This window comes from Chlamydia sp. 12-01, from assembly GCF_042234205.1.
Classification (GTDB): Bacteria; Chlamydiota; Chlamydiia; order Chlamydiales; family Chlamydiaceae; genus Chlamydia.
Window position 1 is genome coordinate 766,055 of sequence record NZ_CP114174.1, and the last position, 17,886, is coordinate 783,940.

Below are 17,886 nucleotides of genomic sequence, written 5' to 3' on the forward strand. Positions count from 1 at the left end.
TTATTTTTGCTCATTACAAAAACTCTAAAATTTTTATAACATGCTTCCTATTTTTTATTTTTAGGTTGCATGCATGTGGAAAATTTGGATTATTTTATGCGTATTTTCTCCTCTAGGTTTATATGCTGGAGAATATAAACCTTACGAAGAGCAGTGGCTATCCTCTGAAAATAGCATTTCAGAATCTTCTACGATTGTAGAAGCCTCTGGTAAGCTCCTTGTTATTTGGCAAGAGAGGAATAAACTCATAGGAAGGTGTTGTGATCAGGGATTATGGTCAGAGCCTCGTGAGATTTTTCCTCAGGAATCTGCAAGTTTCTCTCAACCCGTATTAGTGAGAATCAACTCTCAGGAAATATGGTTGTTTTATAGGAAACAGCTTCTTGGGGAGAGCATGAGTCGTCCTTATCTAGCTTTTTCTTTTAATGCGGGAAGAAATTGGTCTGAGCATAAACTCTTACCCCCTGGAATAGAGGGGACAACAAGAAATCCTCCCTATGTGGATAGAATAAGAAATCAAATATATATTCCCTCATATAATATCTATGGAATGCTAACAGATCAAGAGCTTGTAGGAGCTTCTTGGGTTGAAATTTATAATTTCTGTTCTCGATCTTGGGAAGGGCGTTTTGGTCCTATTTTAGGGAAGACAAGAAATCAAGTCCCCATAGAACCTGCGATTGTATCTTTAACATCAAATAGGCTGGCAATTTTTTGTAGAAATGCTTCTGTAAGCGATAACTATATTTGCATGTCAACATCAACAACTCGTGGAACTTCTTGGTCAAAATTAAAGAATCTTCCTTGGCGAAGTTACAATAGTAGTATTGCTGTTCAATCGGGAAGAAGTGGGAGATTATTTCTTTTTGCTAATAATGCTCCTAATGGAGATCAGCTGACATGTTTTCCTTCGTATAATGAAGGATTCACTTGGAATCATCCTAAACTTATTGATGCAGGTTATAGTGTAGATCCTTGCGCATATTTAGATAAACAAGGGTATATGCATCTTGTCTATACGGGTAAGGATGCTTGGGGGAATCAGCGTATTAAGTACTATAGAATTGAAGAAGAAGCTCTACTTTTAAATTGTCCTATATATTGGATCACTGACAATTTGGAAGAGGGCATAAAAGAGTAGTCTAAGAAATAACTTCTTTAATATTGATTACGTAATAAGCTGGAAAAGCAAAGTGGTTATTTGGACGAGGTAAACATTCTACAGAAACTCTTTTTCCTAACCACTTTTCTAAGTCTATTTTTGTTGCATAGACAAAGGCTATAGTATTTTCCTTATCTTTAAGTAAATAATCGCCGGGATTGTTTTTTACAACATGGGGATAAACTTCAAGCTCTCCCACGAAAGTTTGCTTTTTCTTTTTCTCTTCTTCATAAAAAGCTTCTTGAGTCAGCTTTTTAGCATGTTCTTGAGGTTGCATGCTTGCCCAAATCTTGAATAAAGAATATTCAAGACTTTCTCTTCCTTGAGTTTTTGGAGAAGTTTTAATTACCGTTTGCTTACGGATATGTCGAGATAATAAGGATCCGGTAGTTGTAGGCCTTTCGGTACTATAGAGGGTATCAGTAGAGCTAGATACTTGTTGTTTTCCAATAGCCTTATCTTGATTTGCTAAAGATTTGGATAAATAAACATCCTGAATTTCTTCCAGAGCTTTTTGTATTAGTGGTTGGAGACCAGGAACGTCGCTGAATTCTTCAGATTGGACAAGATTGATCCTTTTATAAATTGCTTCTAAATCCACGGAATCTAAAGTTTTCTTTAACTCATCTTGAGCGAATTGCACAGCGGAATTTAGTAAGTCTAAAGCAATTTTCTTTTGACCTTCTCTATGTTTATAAAGATCTATAGAACCTTTCTGAGAGACGAAATTTTTAGCAACGTAAAAAGCACATTGAGAAGGTAAGGTAATCTCTAACCATTTTCCTTGTGGTTGACTCGATGTTGCCTGAATTTCTGTGCCTCGGGATAAACGTGCAAGTACAGGAGCCGATGTAGAAGGTTCTAACCGTACATTTACTTGTTCGCCTTCGATAATGTTATCTAAGACAAACGTACGAAACACATAGCCTTTGAGTCCTTCAGGGGCAGCAACAATATAGTAATCTTTGCTCTCGCCGATAACAGCAATGTAATCACCTTTAGAGAGCTCTTTGATAATGGAGCTGTCTACATGAGGAGCTAAGCGTAGACGCACACGATTTCCTTTAATCTCCCCTGTAAATGGAGAAAAGGAAGACTGGTCCATTTGCGCAACAGATGCCTGCGACGCGGAAGAAGCAGCATATAAACTTGCCGAACTTATTCCTGACCCGATGGTAAACAAAAGCATAGAAATCGATAGCGTTCGCATGCTTTACTCCTACAATGTGTTCACATTAGAAACCGATACAAGGATGTGACCTAGTCCTCTAGGGGAAGCAACCCCTAGAAAAAAGAATTATATCGACTGCAGTGAAAAAGTCAATTATCTTACCAAACGAGCAAATTCGATTAAGCCTTAAGTATAGAGAACCGCTTTTACATGTTCGCAATTTAACTTGCCACACGTACATCCAATAGGTGTTCCTAGATATACGCTAAACTGTTCATTTGGATTTAAAGGATCGGTAACAAGGTATAATTTATTTCCGCTTGGACTAATGTCCCATGTGCGAAAAGATAAATCTTGTTCAGATACGGTAGCATCTTCTTCTTCACTGATTACTCTGCCAATTTGACAATGCATACAGTTGCAATGTGGTTCAGCTTTCGGGAGAAGATTTGGATTGTTTCCCGCCAGAGTGCGAATCACCATAACCATTTTTTCTAAAATATCTGCAGGTGCATCAGGATGATCTTTATGTTCTGGTGTATGTTGTAGGATCATTTCCATAGGACTAGTTCCAGAAAATAACGGAGACATTAGACTTTTGTGCGAAAACATCTGGACATCAGTATCTTTAGATAATTGTTGAAGTACATTCATTAATATACCCAACTTATCATCTTCGCGACCAGATTCATCTCGAATCATTTGAGAAGATTCTAAATAGAGAAGATGCTCCTGGAAGGCAATATCAATGATCGACTGATCTAGATTAGGAATAGAGATGATCTTACCATCAATTAAATGTAGTTTAAGGGTAGCTTGTCCCTTAACTTCCCCTTCTTGTGATTCAATAAAGGCTATTTGATTCCATCGTGCAGAAATATAGGGAGGAATGCAAATCAATTGGTCATTAATTTTCACTTTCATAGCGACCTCCAGTGGGTAAACTCTACTGTCATTGCTTAACGTCATTGTAGAGGAGCATTGTTTTTTTGACAATAGAATTGGCAATTGATATTGTCGATTGCTAAATTCAATCTAACTTCTTGAAGATGTTAAGCAGTTTTTCTTTTTAGAAGAATAAGAATAGAGTTTTTTTTACTTAGAATTATATAAAAGGGTCAAGAAGTTTCTAATAAAATTTTGTCAGTGTAAATACAGATTTCCTGAGTATTTATTTTAAGTATTTTCGTTATTTTATTAGGAAAGATATTTGTGGATATAGAATGTCTTAATTGGGGTGGGAGCCCTGTTTCATTAGGAGTTAGCTGAATGAAGAAAACAATGGTCATTGATACGAGTGTGTTTATTTATGATCCTGAGGCCTTAGCATCTTTTGAGGATACACGAATTATCATTCCTTTTACTGTGATCGAAGAGTTGGAATCATTTGCTAAAGATCGTGATGAGTCAGCGAAAAATGCTTCACGAGCTTTAAGTAATATCCGTTTGTTACTTGAACGTTCTGGTAATCATGCTGAGGGAATATCGCTTCCTAATGGCAGTGAGTTACGTATAGAAGTATCTTCGATTGCTAACTTGGCTAATGATGATAAACGTCGAAAACTTCTCACTTTAGAGCTGCTTCAAGTAATAGCACAACGTGAGCCTATGACTTTTGTGACAAAGAGTCTAGGACGTAGGGTGCGTGCTGAGGCTTTAGGAATAGAGGCTAGAGATTATGAAAATAAAAGATTTTCTTTTAGATCTCTATACCGTGGTTATCGTGAATTAAGTGTATCTGCATCTGATATAGAGAGTTTTTATATAAACGGATATTTAGATTTAGCTTTGGATATAGATCCATCGCCTAATGAATACTTTTTCATTTCCGGAGGAGAGAATTATTTTGCTCTTGGTCGTTATCATGCAGGTGAAGGGAGAATTGTTTCTCTAAAATCTCTTCCAGATAAAATTTGGGGAATAAAACCTTTAAATACTGAACAAAAGTGTGCTTTAGATCTTCTTTTGCGTGATGACATAAAGTTAGTTACTCTTATGGGGCAGGCAGGATCTGGGAAAACTGTTTTAGCTTTAGCTGCTGCTATGCACCAGGTCTTTGATAAGGGGAATTACAATAAGTTACTAGTGAGTCGTCCTATCATTCCTATGGGGAAGGATATTGGATTTCTTCCGGGAGTTAAGGAAGAAAAACTTTTACATTGGATGCAGCCTATCTACGATAATATGGAATTCCTTTTTAATATTAGTGGTATGGGAGATTTTTCAGAGGTCCTACAATCGTTAATGGAGGCTAAGAAATTAGAGATGGAAGCTTTGACGTACATTCGTGGAAGATCTTTGCCAAAAGTGTTTATGATCATCGATGAAGCACAGAATCTTACACCTCACGAGATTAAAACAATTATTTCTCGTGCGGGGAAAGGAACAAAAATTGTTCTAACAGGTGATCCTACACAAATTGATAGCCCATACTTTGATGAAAATTCCAATGGGCTCACTTACTTAGTGGGTAAGTTTCACCATTTGCCTCTTTATGGCCATATGTTCATGACACGTACGGAACGTTCTGAACTTGCTGCTGCTGCCGCAACTATCTTATAGTTTAGCGGCTTAGCCTAGAAAATCTTGGAGTTCTTCTTGAGCAGATTTTTGAGGGAACATGGGTTGTTTCTTAGGATCAATATCAGCAGATGTTGGTGCGACATAACCACAGACTTTTTTAAAGTAATTAACCACTACTCGAAGAACTTTCAGAACTACTTGGCAAATGGTTAGAAGACCTTTGATTCCGAAAATTTCTAACCAGGCATCCTTGCGGATCGTAGGCAGCGCTTCATTGATTTCGAGACAAGGGGAAATGGTACATACTTTACTATAACCTCCTGTTGGAAGAAGCAAAGCAGTTTCAATATGAGAAATTCCTAATAACGCACGAATTCCAGTGATTGCACTAAAAATTGGCAGATAGCTCAAGAAGGATTCAAAACACGAACGATACAACGGGTTCTGAACAACGTGCTGCTTATTTTTTTCAAAATAATGATCTAAATTACCAGTTGACGTGTGCTGGTGATTTATTATTAAAACTGTGTTTTGTGTGATTCCCATATTTTGCTCAGGCTTGTTATTGTGAGGTTTAGGAGAAACTATAACGCAAAAGTAAGTTTTCAGGTAGATACTGATTGAAATTAGTGTACATTTCAAGAAATTATTTACTAATTTGATAAAGAATGAGTTAAGGCACTCGATAGTATTCGGAGAAAAATTAAAAATATGGAGGTGGAGAGACTCGAACTCTCGTCCTTAGTAAACTCCCTGCTAACCTCTACATGCTTAGTCCCTAGTAGTATTACATTGAACTTCCTCAGCTAAGAACATCTATGGAAGCCAACGACTCTCAATAATCTCGAATAAACCCTCTTGAGAATTAGAGAGGGTAGATTCCAACCAGATAGATGACGGTACTTCACAAACCTCTGGTGGAGTCTATGAGCACCGGGTTATCTAGAGGTTATCTAAATAACAACTTTTGCTAATTAAGCAGCTAATCTTTCCTCAATGAGTTCAGAGAAACTGATAATTTCGCATTCAGCCTTAGGTTCGGCATTTATTGTTTTGTCGGCTTTTTAGGAGGCCAGCCAACGCCCTCCGCATGCAATTAACACTTCATTTCCAAGTCGAAACCTATACACCCCCAGGGTATATTTTAAATTTTTCTTCGCTTTTGTGCAACTTAAGTATCCCCCTATTTTTAATGTTGTCAAGAGAAGGAGAATTTTTCTTAATTTCAAGGGTAAGGTGGACGAAAACCAGAGAAATCTTTATTTTGGGAGTGATTTTTACATCTATACGCACTCAACGGCTAAAGTATGAATATGGAAGGCGAAGGGAGCAAGGAAAGTCTTGCTAACAGAGAAGAGAAAATATTGGATTTTTGGGAAACAAATCATATTTTTCAAAAATCTTTAAGAAACAGAGAAGGGAAAACTCTGTATTCTTTTTATGACGGACCGCCATTTGCTACGGGCTTACCTCATTACGGTCATCTTCTTGCAGGGACAATTAAGGATGTGGTCGGACGTTTCGCCACTATGGACGGATATTATGTTCCTAGACGTTTTGGATGGGATTGTCACGGTGTTCCTGTAGAATATGAGGTAGAAAAATCCTTAGACCTCACGACTCCAGGAGCTATAGAGGACTTTGGAGTTGCTAAGTTTAATGAGGAATGTCGAAAGATTGTTTTTCGTTATGTCGATGAGTGGGAACATTATGTAAATCGCCTAGGGCGCTGGGTAGATTTTTCTGCTACGTGGAAGACTATGGATGCTTCATTTATGGAAAGCGTCTGGTGGGTATTCCGTTCTCTTTATGATCAAGGTTTGGTTTATGAAGGTGTAAAAGTTGTTCCTTTTTCTACAAAATTAGGTACACCTTTATCTAATTTTGAAGCAGGTCAAAATTATAAAGAAGTTGATGATCCTTCTGTGGTTATTAAGTTTACTTTGCATGAAGATCCTGCATCTTTATTAGTGTGGACAACAACACCATGGACATTAGTATCCAATATGGCAGCTGCAGTAGGCCCTGAAATTATTTACGTACGTGTTGTTGATAAAGTTTCTGGAGAACAATGGATTTTAGGTCGGGGATGTCTATCTCGTTGGTTCTCAGATCCAGATTCATATGAGATCTTAGAAAGTTTCCCAGGGACAATATTAGTGGGAAAAAGTTATGAACCACCCTTTGGATTTTTCAAACATAAACGTGCAGAAGGAGCTTACAAAATTCTTTCTGGTTCATTTGTAGAAGAGAGTGAGGGTACAGGGGTTGTGCACATGGCTCCTGCATTTGGTGAGGCGGACTTCTTCGTCTGTAAAGAACATCACATACCTATAGTATGTCCTGTAGATAATCATGGTTGTTTTACCGAAGAGATTTCTGAGTATCAAGGCCAATATATTAAGAGCTGTGATAAAGGAATCATTAAATCTTTAAAAAATTTAGGAAAGGTTTTCTATCATGGTACTGTAATGCACCGCTATCCTTTCTGCTGGAGAACAGACACGCCATTAATCTATAAGACAGTGAATTCTTGGTTTGTTTCTGTTGAGAAGATCAAGGATAAGATGTTGCAAGCTAACCAGAAGATACACTGGGTGCCTGAGCATATTAAAGAAGGGCGTTTTGGTAAGTGGTTAGAGGGTGCTAGAGATTGGGCGATCAGTAGGAATCGTTATTGGGGAACTCCGATTCCTATTTGGAAAAGTAAAGACGGGGAAATTTTAGTTATAGGTTCCATAAAAGAGCTTGAAGAGCTTACTGGAGAGAAGATCTCTGATTTACATTGTCATTTTATTGACCAATTAAAAGTTGAAAAAGATGGGAAGACTTTTCAAAGAGTTCCTTATGTATTTGACTGTTGGTTTGATTCAGGTGCTATGCCTTATGCGCAAAATCATTATCCTTTTGAAAATCAGAAGGAAACTGAAGCTGGATTCCCTGCGGATTTTATTGCCGAAGGTTTAGATCAGACGCGAGGATGGTTCTATACTCTCACGGTGATTTCTTCAGCCTTATTTGATCAGCCAGCATTTAAAAATGCGATAGTTAATGGTATTGTTTTAGCTGAAGATGGCAATAAGATGTCCAAAAGGTTGAATAACTATCCCAGTCCTATGAGGATTATGAATACCTATGGAGCCGATGCTTTAAGATTATATTTGTTAGACAGTGTTGTTGTTAAAGCTGAAGATTTAAGATTTTCTGATAAGGGTGTTGAATCTATTCTTAAACAAATTCTTCTACCCCTAACAAACGTGTTATCATTTTTTAAAACTTATACAGATCTGTATGGTTTTGACGCCGATAATTATGATAAGGAAGAGATAGCTTATAGTGAGATTGATAGGTGGATCCTTTCTAATCTCTATACTGTTGTTGGTAAAGTTCGTGAGAGTATGAGCTCTTACAATTTAAATACTGCTGTCAATCCTTTTGTTACTTTTATTGATGATTTAACAAATTGGTATATCCGTCGTTGTCGTAGACGTTTTTGGGAGTCTGAAGATACACTAGATAGAAGAGCAGCTTTTGCCACACTGTATGAAGTGCTTACTGTTTTCTGTAGAGTGATTGCTCCTTTCATCCCATTTATCTCTGAGGATATTTATCAACAGATTAAAACTGTACATTCTCAAGAATCAGTACATCTTTGTGATTTCCCTCATATAGATCTCACTAAAGTATTTTCAGATTTAGAACAACGCATGGGTGATGCTCGTGAGATTGTAGGGTTAGGGCATTCCTTGCGTAAGGAACATAAATTAAAAGTACGTCAACCTTTAGCGAATTTTTATATAGTAGGTCCTAAAGATCGTTTAGATGAGTTAACTTCTTTTGAACAACTCATCGCAGAAGAGCTCAATGTAAAAAATGTTGTATTTTATAAAGAGACACCAAGCTTTGTAAAGACGACTATAAAACCTAATTTTCGTTCGCTAGGTAGGAAGGTTGGAGAGAAGATAAAGGATGTACAAAGAGTTCTGAGTTCTCTTTCTCAAGAGCAGATACAGCGATTGCTGAAACAACAATTTATCTCTCTTAATTTAGGTTCTGAAGAGATTACTTTAGATATTGATGATGTATTGATCTCCTGGGAAACAGATTCAGGATATGTTGCTCGAAGTTCTTCATTATTTACCGTAGTTCTTGATTGTCAACTAACTGAAGATCTTATTGTTGAGGCAATCTCTAGAGAGTTAGTGAATAAAATTAATACAATGCGTCGTAATCATAAATTGCATGTTTCTGATCGTATTCTTTTACAAATAAATACATCAGAAGATGTTAAAAGTGCGTTTTTGCATTATGAAGATTATATTTGCGAAGAGACATTAACTACTCAATTTGAGTTTAAAGATACTGTTGAGGGTGAAGAGTGGGATATCAATGGACATCCCACAATTATTGCTCTTACAGTGGCCTCTAGAGTAAAATAAGACTCTAAATTTCTTTAAAGAAGATTCTCTGTAAAACAGAGGGTTTTCTTCTTTTATTTTTTCGTATCATTTTTTGGAAATAGACGACGATGCCTTTGGTAATACATATGTCCAAAGATATAAACAAAGAATCCTAAAGCTAGGCTGTTGACTAAATATCCTGGTAGAGTAGTTGGAGCAGGAACATTTTTTAAATGTCCAAAATGTCCTAAAGGCCAGAAAATCCATAAAGGAGATCCTAAAAGGTTTTCTAAAGGAACAAAGCCAAATTCACGGCTATCAGCACTCATCGGATAATTGTCTCCTAACACTAAAACATAACCTTCAGGAATTTGTATTCCAAAATTACGAATGAATTTTGAGAACTGTTCTAGATCTTGAGGAGGAGGACCTCTATCAATAAAACTTATATAGGGGCGATCTTCTGAAGAGGCTTCTTGTTTTGCTTTTTCAGATTCTACAAACTTTTGTAAGGCGGGATCATTTTTAATGAAGATAGGGGAATCCATAACATAGAGATTCCCTTGATTATAAAATGCATAGCGACTTGGCAAGGGATTGTATTTAGGATTTTTTGGAATGAAAAATGAGCTGAAATTGATACCACAGTTAAATAGATCAATGACCTGATTGTCATTTAATTGCATTAATGCATGCGTTGGCTTTAGCTTATAACGCATACCTCCAAAGCCTATTTTATATGCTTCACCTTTAGAATACTCATAACAACCATTCTCTACACCTGGGAAGGGTAGAGCAAAGAGTTTTGCAGCATCTTCTGATCCAGTCGCAAATGGTTGGTATTTATAAGCAACACCATCAGAAACAACAAACCGTGATGTATTGAGATTATTCCTAATAAGATGAATATGTTCTTGACGTAGTGGAAGAAGCGTTTTCATCGGTTGTATAGTAGGAATTATCTGATTATTATAGTGCTGAAGATGGGGTGTAGGATAAGAAACATTTGGAGTATGACAAATTTCTAAATAAGTTTGAGCAGTTGGGGTTGGAATGGTATGACATAAGCTGGCCTGTTTATGTGTAAGGATACGCACCATAGCGTAGTTACCTATACCAAAAAGATCGGCATAACTAACTGGAGATATATGGGGAGTTTTTAATGCGTCAGGGACATCATTGTGCCAAGAATTATTGTGGAAAAATTTACCGTAGGGACCTTCTTGAGGTAGGGAAATCTTGCCACAAGGTTGATTCATTTGTTTAAAGAGAGCAGTAGTTGTGTTGTTGTTTATAATCTCTACAGAGCCATCAAAAGATATGTAAGGGACGTGATAGAGATTCTCAAGGCCAAAATCATTAGGAAAATGAATCACTGCTCCGTCTTTATCGAGGCCATAGATTTTTCCTCCATAAAAATACAGAGTGTCTCCAGGTTTTCCCATACAACGTTTAATATAACGTTTCTTTCCTGGAATAAATCCGAAGTACTTAGTATCAGAATTTGGAATAGGGAGATCCCCAACGGTAAAGACTACAAGGCCACCACGAGTAACGGCTTCGGGATGGAATCCCCAGGGCTTTTTCTTAAATGGGAAATGTAGACCAAAAGTTGTTTTAGAAACGATCATGCGATCTTGTTCTAGGATTGTTGGACGCATAGAACCAGTAGGAACTTCATAAAGCTCAAACCAAAATTGACGAATAAGGAAGGCTACTGCAGCGGCAAAGAGAATAGCTTTAGTAAGTTCCCAGGATTTCTTTGCAAAAGAAGCAGGATAGCGCCTACTGAATTGCTGTGCTCGCTCCGCAAGTTGACTAGCTGTCTCCTGGTCTTGTTGAAAGATAGCTTCTTCAAGTTGTTCTAGTAATGTTTGTAGTTCTTTCTGAGAGTCGGGATGTTGAGAGAGTTTTTTGCTTTTAAGTAACTTGTAAGTCGAATGAAGTATTTGACGACTTTTATTTAAGGAATACCGATGTCTCATGAAGATGCCTAGTGAAACCCTTAATTTCTTTTTGAGTTTGAATATCCTCATATTAAATGAGGGTTCGAAAAGGGCATTTCCCTAATCGAGATTGTAGCTATGCTTAGCGCACCTAAAACAGACAAAAGTTTCGCTGTATATTTTAATCGTAATATTAAAAATTAAAATACGAGCGTCTAACAAAAGCCCTGGTTGCTATTTTACTGTATTAGATTTTTCAATCAAAAATATTTTCTAGATACGTTTAAGAATTCCATATTTTTTTCAAAATTTAATCTATAAAAAACGTCTAGAAATTATTTTGGAATAGGTTTTGTCCATCTGGTTTATTCTTTAATGTCTGGAAGGGTATAGGAATAAGGAGATAAAGCATCATAACCTACATCAATAGTTCTTAAAATAACCGTTCCTTTCGGAGTTTCTATACTAGTCCATAAAGGGAATGCGGAGATTTCACAAGCTGTGAAATACATGAGTACATTTTTCTCTGATAACACGGATGAATCTTTAGGCCAGTTTGCATGCCAAGCTTGTGCAGGTATCTTAACAGAACGATTGCCTTCTACAGTAATTCTAGGCGACCAAGGATCTTGATTTTTACCCTGTCTTTTTATCAAATGATCTGGTGCTTTATTTAAAGAAAGTTGCAAGAGTGTGGAGAAAATAGGAAGATCCTCTGATTGTAAACGACGCAGTTGCTGAGTTTTTGGATTTAAGCAAAAGATATGCATTTTCTCTTTTGATAGAGAGATTAAAAAAACCCTTCTAGGGGAATGTAAATCGTTAATTAAGCTTTTCCACTGTGCATTTTGTATTAAAGTTCGGTCTTGTTGGGATAGGTGGGGAAATTCCGTCATTTCTATCCAGACAGTGTCAGAGGATACAGACTTTACAAATAGAAAAAATTTTTGAATGCCTTTGCTGAAAACGGCATAATCGCCGGTCCGGGCGTGAAAAATATTCTGTTTTAGAGAATGAGGAACTTCAGTCAGGGCGGAGAATGGGCAGAGAAAAATTACTAAAATAAAAAGTCTTTGAAACAGAGGTGATAAGCGTATTTTTTCTTGCTTTTTCATAAGGTATTTCTGTACACTTTTCCTTTAGTATTTCATGATGTTGTTTCCCACATACCATAAGATGGTGATTTTGGAGTTGTCAATATGAAAAAGAACACTCATCCCGACTATAACAAAGTTTTATTTGTGGATTCTTCTACAGGATATAAGTTTGTTTGCGGATCTACATATCAGAGCGATAAGAAGGAAGTTTATGAAGGACAAGAGTATCCTGTATGCTACGTCAGCGTATCTTCTTCTTCACATCCTTTCTTCACAGGAAGTAAGAGATTAGTGGATGCTGAAGGCCGTGTAGATAAGTTCTTAAAACGTTACAGTAGTACAAAGCCTACACAACCTGTTCAAGCTTCTGTAGAAGAAGAGCCTATAGCTAAGTCTAAGAAAAAAGCTCCAGCAAAGAAAAAGAAATAATCTTATTTATTTAAGTTTTGCTATTTTTTGTGTAAACACGTTGTCATTCTCCTTATTCTAGGATGTATTGAAACGTGTTTTATTATTTAATGTTTCATTTCGGAAGCATTCATATCACTCAATACACGTATTTTTGTATCTATAAGTAGTTACTAGAATGTTTTTTTCGTTTGCAGTGACTCATATTGACAGGATATGATAAAACATTGACTCATGATGTTGACTAGCAAGGTGATTGAAAATCTCCTTATAATAATAATACTTGCTGTACTTCGTACAGCGTTAATGTGTTCTATCATTTTCAATAGTTGTTCTATTGAAGGGGAAAATTTGCATGACTTTAATGAGTAAAGAATTTAAAAACTCCTCGGTGTTCAGTTTGAAAAGTATGTTGGGAACTCTTGATTGAGAAGTAATTCATGGAAAAAAAGATTCTAGAGTATTTGAAGCGTCTAGAGGAAGTAGAAGTTAAGATCTCTAATCCAGAAATTTTTGAAAATCCTAAAGAGTATAGTAGCTTAAGTAAGGAACATGCTCGTCTTTCTGAATTAAAGAACGTGTATGACAAAGTTTTAGGACAAGAAAAAGTTCTCAACGATGATAAAGAAGCATTAGCTCAAGAAAAAGATCCTGAAATGATTGCTATGTTAGAAGAAGGCATTCAATCAGGAAAAGTTGAAATTGATAAGCTTTATAAAGTTTTAGAAAATCTATTAGTTCCGCCAGACCCAGATGATGATTTAAATGTCATCATGGAATTGCGAGCAGGTACAGGCGGAGATGAGGCAGCCCTTTTTGTAGGAGACTGTGTCCGTATGTACCATTTATATGCTGCTGCGAAAGGGTGGAAATATGAAGAGCTTTCTGCTTCCGAGTCTGATATCGGTGGTTATAAAGAATATGTAATGGGTATATCTGGAACAGGTGTAAAACGTTTACTTCAGTATGAAGCAGGAACGCACCGCGTCCAAAGAGTTCCTGAAACTGAAACACAAGGTCGCGTACATACTTCTGCAATTACTGTTGCTGTGTTACCAGAACCAGCAGAAGATGATGAAGAAGTCTTTATTGATGAGAAAGATTTAAAAATAGATACCTTCAGAGCTTCTGGAGCTGGAGGTCAGCACGTAAACGTTACCGACTCTGCGGTTCGAATTACTCATATGCCTACAGGTGTTGTTGTTACTTGCCAGGATGAGCGTAGTCAGCATAAAAATAAAGCTAAGGCCATGCGTATTTTAAAAGCACGAATACGTGATGCGGAAATGCAACGACGCCATAGAGAAGCTTCTGCTATGCGCTCAGCTCAAGTAGGTAGTGGAGATCGTTCAGAAAGAATTCGCACGTATAATTTCTCACAAAATCGCGTGACCGATCACAGGATAGGTCTTACTCTTTATAATTTAGATAGGGTTATGGAAGGGGATTTAGATGCTATTACTTCAGCTTTAGTTAGTCACGCTTATCATCAGCTCTTGCAACATGGAAACGAAGAAAATTCTTAGCGAAGCTACCGCATATTTAAAGTGTTATGGCGTAGCTTTCCCCGATAGAGAAGCTTCTGATATTTTTATGGATTTTCTTGGAATCAGTTCCAGAGCACAATTAGCCTCTATTGTATTAGATAAAGATCTCATCCCAACTTATTGGGAACGTATTCAAAAAAGAGCCAGGCGTTATCCAACAGCATACATTCACGGCAGTGTACATTTTTTAGGGTTGAATCTAGAAGTGGATTCTCGAGTTCTTATCCCTAGAATGGAAACAGAATTATTGGCCGAGCAGATTGTAAAATATCTAAATAAACATCCACATATTCAAACATTTTATGATATTTGCTGTGGAAGTGGGTGTTTAGGATTATCTATAAAAAAATATTGTCCTGATATTAAAGTTGTTCTTTCAGATATTTGCGCAAAAGCAGTGGCTGTAGCTAAAACAAATGCATTTAAAAATAATTTAAATGTTGAAATTCTTAATGGAGACTTGTTTTCTCCTTATTCTTGTCCTGCAGACGCCTTTGTTTGTAATCCTCCTTATCTTTCTTTTAGTGAAATCCTACGTACAGATCCCGAAGTTCGTTGTCACGAGCCGTGGAAAGCTTTGGCTGGAGGTAGTTCTGGATTGGAATTTTATGAACGAATTGCTGATGGTCTGAACGCTATTTTATGCTCTAAAGGTGTCGGTTGGCTTGAAATTGGCTATAAACAAGGGAATGCAGTAAAAAAAATTTTTACAAATCATGGTATTTCAGGAAGTGTACACCAGGATCTCTCTGGATGCGATAGGATTTTTTTTCTTGAAAATCATGCAAGTGATACTGTATCCTCATGAGATTATTCTTGATTTTTGCTGAGTAGATGATCAGTTCTTTATCGCAAAAACTATCCTCAATTTTTTCTTCGTTGATTTCCTCTCGTAGAATTACTGAAGAAAATATCTCCGAAGCAATCCGGGAAGTCCGCTTAGCTTTACTAGATGCTGATGTGAATTATCATGTCGTTAAAAGTTTTATTGTTAAGGTAAAGGAAAAAATTCTTGGAGAGGAAGTATGGAAACACGTTTCTCCTGGACAGCAGTTTATACAATACCTGCATGCAGAATTGACAGAATTACTCAGCGGTAAAGCCGATTTAGTTATTTCAGGGAATCCTGGAGTAATTTTACTTTGTGGTTTACAAGGGACGGGAAAAACTACGACGTGTGCTAAACTCGCCGCCTATGTTCTAGAGGAGCGCAAAGCAAAGAAAGTGCTCGTTGTTCCCTGCGATTTGAAACGCTTTGCAGCAGTAGATCAATTAAGAAACTTGATTTCAAAAACTCAAGCTGAGCTGTATAATAGCGAAGGTCAAGATCCTGTGAAAGTGGTTTCTCAGGCTTTAGATTATGCAAAACAGCATGGTCATGATCTAATTTTGATTGATACAGCAGGCCGATTACATGTGGATGAAGTATTGATGAAGGAGTTGGCTTCTATACAACAGGTCTCTAAGTCATGTGAACGGCTATTTGTTATGAATTTAGCTATGGGACAGGACGCTGTTGCCACAGCTAAAGCGTTTGATGATTATTTAGATCTCACCGGGGTAATTATTTCCATGACAGATGGAGATGCTCGAGCCGGCGCTGTATTGTCTATGAAAAGTTTATTGGGAAAACCAATAAAATTTGAAGGCTGTGGTGAGAAAATACAAGATCTTCGGCCTTTTAATGCCGAATCTATGGCAGATCGTATTTTAGGTATGGGAGATACCGTGCATTTTGTCCAAAAAATGCGTGAATGTATTTCTGAAGAAGAAGACGAAGAACTTGGGAAAAAATTAATAGAGTCGACCTTCACTTATGAAGATTATTATAAGCAGATGAAGGCGTTTCGACGTATGGGTCCACTGAGAAAGCTTATGGGGATGATGCCGAATTTCGGCGGTACTAAACCTAGCGATAAAGATATAGCGGATTCTGAAGAACATATGAAAAAAACAGAAGCGATTATTCTTTCTATGACTCCCCAAGAAAGAAAAGAGGGAGTTGAGCTAGACATGAGTCGCATGAAAAGAATAGCTGCTGGTTGCGGATTGACTTTAGGTGATGTAAATCAGTTTCGCAAGCGTATGGCGCAATCTAAAAAGTTTTTTAAAAATATGAGTAAAGAGAGAATGGAACAAATGAAAAAGAAAATGTCTGGAGGAAACCTGTGGCGTTAAAAATTCGTTTACGACAACAAGGGCGAAGAAATCACGTAGTCTATAGATTAGTACTTGCTGATGTTGAGTCTCCTCGTGATGGTAGATACATAGAATTATTAGGTTGGTACGATCCTCACAGTGCAGTTAACTATCAATTGAAAAGTGATAGAATTTTCCATTGGTTAAATCAAGGTGCTGAACTTACAGAAAAAGCTGCTGTTTTGATTAAACAAGGTGCTCCTGGAGTTTATAGTGAATTGATGGCTAAACAAACAGCTCGCAAAGTTGCTATGTGTAAAAAACGTCGTGCTTATCGTCAACGTCGTTCTTCAAAAAGAGCTGAAACTGCGAAAGCTGTTGCGAAATAATTTTTAGGGTTGGGATGGAGATCGATATACTTTCTTTATTCCCAGACTATTTTGATAGTCCTTTACGTTCCAGTATTTTGGGTAGGGCTATTAAGAACGAGCTGTTGAAAATTCAATCCAGAAATATACGAGATTTTGGATTGGGAAAGTGGAAGCAAGTAGATGACACTCCCTTTAATAATGATGGGATGCTTCTTATGGCAGAGCCAGTAGTACAGGCTATACGGCATATTAAAAGAAGTGATACCAGGGTAATTCATCTTTCTCCTCAAGGGACACCTTTGACAGCGCGGAAAAGCCGAGAATTAGCCATGTGTTCTCATTTGATATTTTTATGTGGGCACTATGAAGGAATTGACGAAAGAGCTTTAGAAAGTGAAGTAGATGAAGAAATAAGTATCGGAGATTATGTTTTGACTAACGGCGGAATTGCTGCCTTAGTTGTAATCGATGCTTTATCTCGATTTATTCCCGGAGTTTTGGGAAATCAGGAGAGTGCCGAAAGGGATTCTTTAGAAAATGGGTTGTTAGAGGGACCTCAATATACACGTCCTCGAGTATTTGAAGGTAAAGAGGTTCCCCAAGTGCTTCTTCAAGGAGATCATCAAGCAATTGCTCAATGGAGAAAGCAGGTGAGTCTAGATAGAACCCGAGAAAGACGTCCTGATTTATATATGCGCTATCTTTATGATCGAAAGAATGGGGAAGATCCCCAACAGGAAGAGGATCTGAATCAATCTATGTTGGACGGGGAGAGTGCGGTAATTTTAGAAGTTGAGGACATACAGCGATCACGAAAGTTTTATTCTAAGATGTTTAGATTAAATCAACCTAGTAATGATAGGCTGCGGATCCCAGGAAAAACGCAAATAGTACTACATTTGCAGGAAGTAGGGTTAAAAAATAAAAATACAGCCATTTTGTCGCTTCGATTAAATTGTGAAGACGATTTTTTTAGTTTTTTAGGACGATGGAAAATGCTTGGGGGGACTCTAGAACAAGCTGATGATCGTGGAGCGGTGAGGGTAGTTCGTGATGTTGACGGACATCAGTGGACAATCTCCTACAAAAAGGCGAAATAGAAATAGAGAATTTAGGTGAAGT

At 37.2% G+C, this 17,886-nt stretch carries 14 protein-coding genes and 1 other RNA gene; 9 read left to right on the forward strand and 6 right to left on the reverse strand.

Annotated features, from left to right (window positions below):
- Window positions 1-73: 73 nt before the first annotated feature.
- Entirely contained in the window at window positions 74-1,141 is a 1,068-nt protein-coding gene (locus O1W69_RS03330) for an exo-alpha-sialidase (RefSeq protein ID WP_375793151.1), read from the forward strand.
- A gap of 1 nt (window position 1,142) precedes the next feature.
- Here the strand turns inward: O1W69_RS03330 and O1W69_RS03335 are convergent, their stop codons facing one another.
- Together O1W69_RS03335 and O1W69_RS03340 are read right to left on the reverse strand one after the other, a co-directional pair.
- Entirely contained in the window at window positions 1,143-2,372 is a 1,230-nt protein-coding gene (locus O1W69_RS03335) for an SH3 domain-containing protein (RefSeq protein WP_375793152.1), read from the reverse strand.
- A gap of 147 nt (window positions 2,373-2,519) precedes the next feature.
- A complete protein-coding gene (locus O1W69_RS03340; RefSeq protein ID WP_375793153.1) occupies window positions 2,520-3,257 on the reverse strand; it encodes a hypothetical protein in 738 nt (245 codons plus the stop codon).
- A gap of 345 nt (window positions 3,258-3,602) precedes the next feature.
- On the opposite strand from O1W69_RS03340, the gene O1W69_RS03345 reads away from it, so the two are divergent.
- A complete protein-coding gene (locus O1W69_RS03345; protein WP_375793154.1) occupies window positions 3,603-4,895 on the forward strand; it encodes a PhoH family protein in 1,293 nt (430 codons plus the stop codon).
- A 9-nt stretch (window positions 4,896-4,904) separates the two neighbouring features.
- Here the strand turns inward: O1W69_RS03345 and O1W69_RS03350 are convergent, their stop codons facing one another.
- Complete coding sequence (locus tag O1W69_RS03350; protein WP_375793995.1) at window positions 4,905-5,402, reverse strand: hypothetical protein; 498 nt, start codon at window positions 5,400-5,402, stop codon at window positions 4,905-4,907.
- A gap of 163 nt (window positions 5,403-5,565) precedes the next feature.
- Window positions 5,566-5,990, reverse strand: a transfer-messenger RNA (tmRNA) gene (ssrA, locus tag O1W69_RS03355).
- Window positions 5,991-6,163: 173 nt separating this feature from the next.
- On the opposite strand from ssrA, the gene ileS reads away from it, so the two are divergent.
- Complete coding sequence (ileS, locus tag O1W69_RS03360) at window positions 6,164-9,295, forward strand: isoleucine--tRNA ligase (protein WP_375793155.1); 3,132 nt, start codon at window positions 6,164-6,166, stop codon at window positions 9,293-9,295.
- Between the two features lie 53 nt (window positions 9,296-9,348).
- Here the strand turns inward: ileS and lepB are convergent, their stop codons facing one another.
- Both lepB and O1W69_RS03370 read right to left on the reverse strand, forming a co-directional pair.
- Window positions 9,349-11,241: a signal peptidase I gene (gene lepB, locus O1W69_RS03365; RefSeq protein WP_375793156.1), complete on the reverse strand. Its 1,893-nt coding sequence runs from the start codon at window positions 11,239-11,241 to the stop codon at window positions 9,349-9,351.
- A 326-nt stretch (window positions 11,242-11,567) separates the two neighbouring features.
- Window positions 11,568-12,317 carry a hypothetical protein gene (locus tag O1W69_RS03370; RefSeq protein ID WP_375793157.1) on the reverse strand — a complete coding sequence of 250 codons (750 nt, stop codon included), beginning with the start codon at window positions 12,315-12,317 and terminating at the stop codon, window positions 11,568-11,570.
- 84 nt (window positions 12,318-12,401) lie between these two features.
- Here O1W69_RS03370 and O1W69_RS03375 point away from each other — a divergent pair, with 84 nt between their 5' ends.
- From O1W69_RS03375 to trmD, 6 genes are all read left to right on the forward strand, one after another.
- Entirely contained in the window at window positions 12,402-12,728 is a 327-nt protein-coding gene (locus O1W69_RS03375) for a type B 50S ribosomal protein L31 (protein WP_375793158.1), read from the forward strand.
- Between the two features lie 419 nt (window positions 12,729-13,147).
- Entirely contained in the window at window positions 13,148-14,233 is a 1,086-nt protein-coding gene (prfA, locus tag O1W69_RS03380; protein ID WP_375793159.1) for a peptide chain release factor 1, read from the forward strand.
- Window positions 14,211-15,062, forward strand: a complete 852-nt coding sequence (prmC, locus tag O1W69_RS03385) for a peptide chain release factor N(5)-glutamine methyltransferase (RefSeq protein ID WP_375793160.1) — start codon at window positions 14,211-14,213, stop codon at window positions 15,060-15,062. Before prfA ends, prmC begins: the two co-directional genes overlap by 23 nt.
- Window positions 15,063-15,088: 26 nt before the next feature.
- Window positions 15,089-16,432, forward strand: coding sequence for a signal recognition particle protein (ffh, locus tag O1W69_RS03390; RefSeq protein WP_375793161.1), 1,344 nt, complete (start codon window positions 15,089-15,091; stop codon window positions 16,430-16,432).
- Window positions 16,423-16,782, forward strand: a complete 360-nt coding sequence (locus O1W69_RS03395; protein WP_375793162.1) for a 30S ribosomal protein S16 — start codon at window positions 16,423-16,425, stop codon at window positions 16,780-16,782. The genes ffh and O1W69_RS03395 overlap by 10 nt, the downstream gene beginning before the upstream one ends.
- Before the next feature lie 14 nt (window positions 16,783-16,796).
- The gene (gene trmD, locus O1W69_RS03400; protein ID WP_375793163.1) at window positions 16,797-17,864 is read left to right on the forward strand and encodes a tRNA (guanosine(37)-N1)-methyltransferase TrmD; all 1,068 of its coding nucleotides are present in this window, start codon (window positions 16,797-16,799) and stop codon (window positions 17,862-17,864) included.
- Window positions 17,865-17,886 lie beyond the last annotated feature (22 nt).

Coding starts and splice junctions, on each gene's coding strand:
- O1W69_RS03330 (WP_375793151.1), top strand. CDS start 74: ATGTGGAAAATTTGGATTATTTTATGCGTATTTTCTCCTCTAGGTTTA.
- O1W69_RS03340 (WP_375793153.1), bottom strand. CDS start 3,257: ATGAAAGTGAAAATTAATGACCAATTGATTTGCATTCCTCCCTATATT.
- O1W69_RS03350 (WP_375793995.1), bottom strand. CDS start 5,402: ATGGGAATCACACAAAACACAGTTTTAATAATAAATCACCAGCACACG.
- ffh (WP_375793161.1), top strand. CDS start 15,089: ATGATCAGTTCTTTATCGCAAAAACTATCCTCAATTTTTTCTTCGTTG.
- lepB (WP_375793156.1), bottom strand. CDS start 11,241: ATGAGACATCGGTATTCCTTAAATAAAAGTCGTCAAATACTTCATTCG.
- prfA (WP_375793159.1), top strand. CDS start 13,148: ATGGAAAAAAAGATTCTAGAGTATTTGAAGCGTCTAGAGGAAGTAGAA.
- trmD (WP_375793163.1), top strand. CDS start 16,797: ATGGAGATCGATATACTTTCTTTATTCCCAGACTATTTTGATAGTCCT.
- O1W69_RS03370 (WP_375793157.1), bottom strand. CDS start 12,317: ATGAAAAAGCAAGAAAAAATACGCTTATCACCTCTGTTTCAAAGACTT.
- O1W69_RS03345 (WP_375793154.1), top strand. CDS start 3,603: ATGAAGAAAACAATGGTCATTGATACGAGTGTGTTTATTTATGATCCT.
- O1W69_RS03375 (WP_375793158.1), top strand. CDS start 12,402: ATGAAAAAGAACACTCATCCCGACTATAACAAAGTTTTATTTGTGGAT.
- ileS (WP_375793155.1), top strand. CDS start 6,164: ATGAATATGGAAGGCGAAGGGAGCAAGGAAAGTCTTGCTAACAGAGAA.
- O1W69_RS03335 (WP_375793152.1), bottom strand. CDS start 2,372: ATGCGAACGCTATCGATTTCTATGCTTTTGTTTACCATCGGGTCAGGA.
- prmC (WP_375793160.1), top strand. CDS start 14,211: ATGGAAACGAAGAAAATTCTTAGCGAAGCTACCGCATATTTAAAGTGT.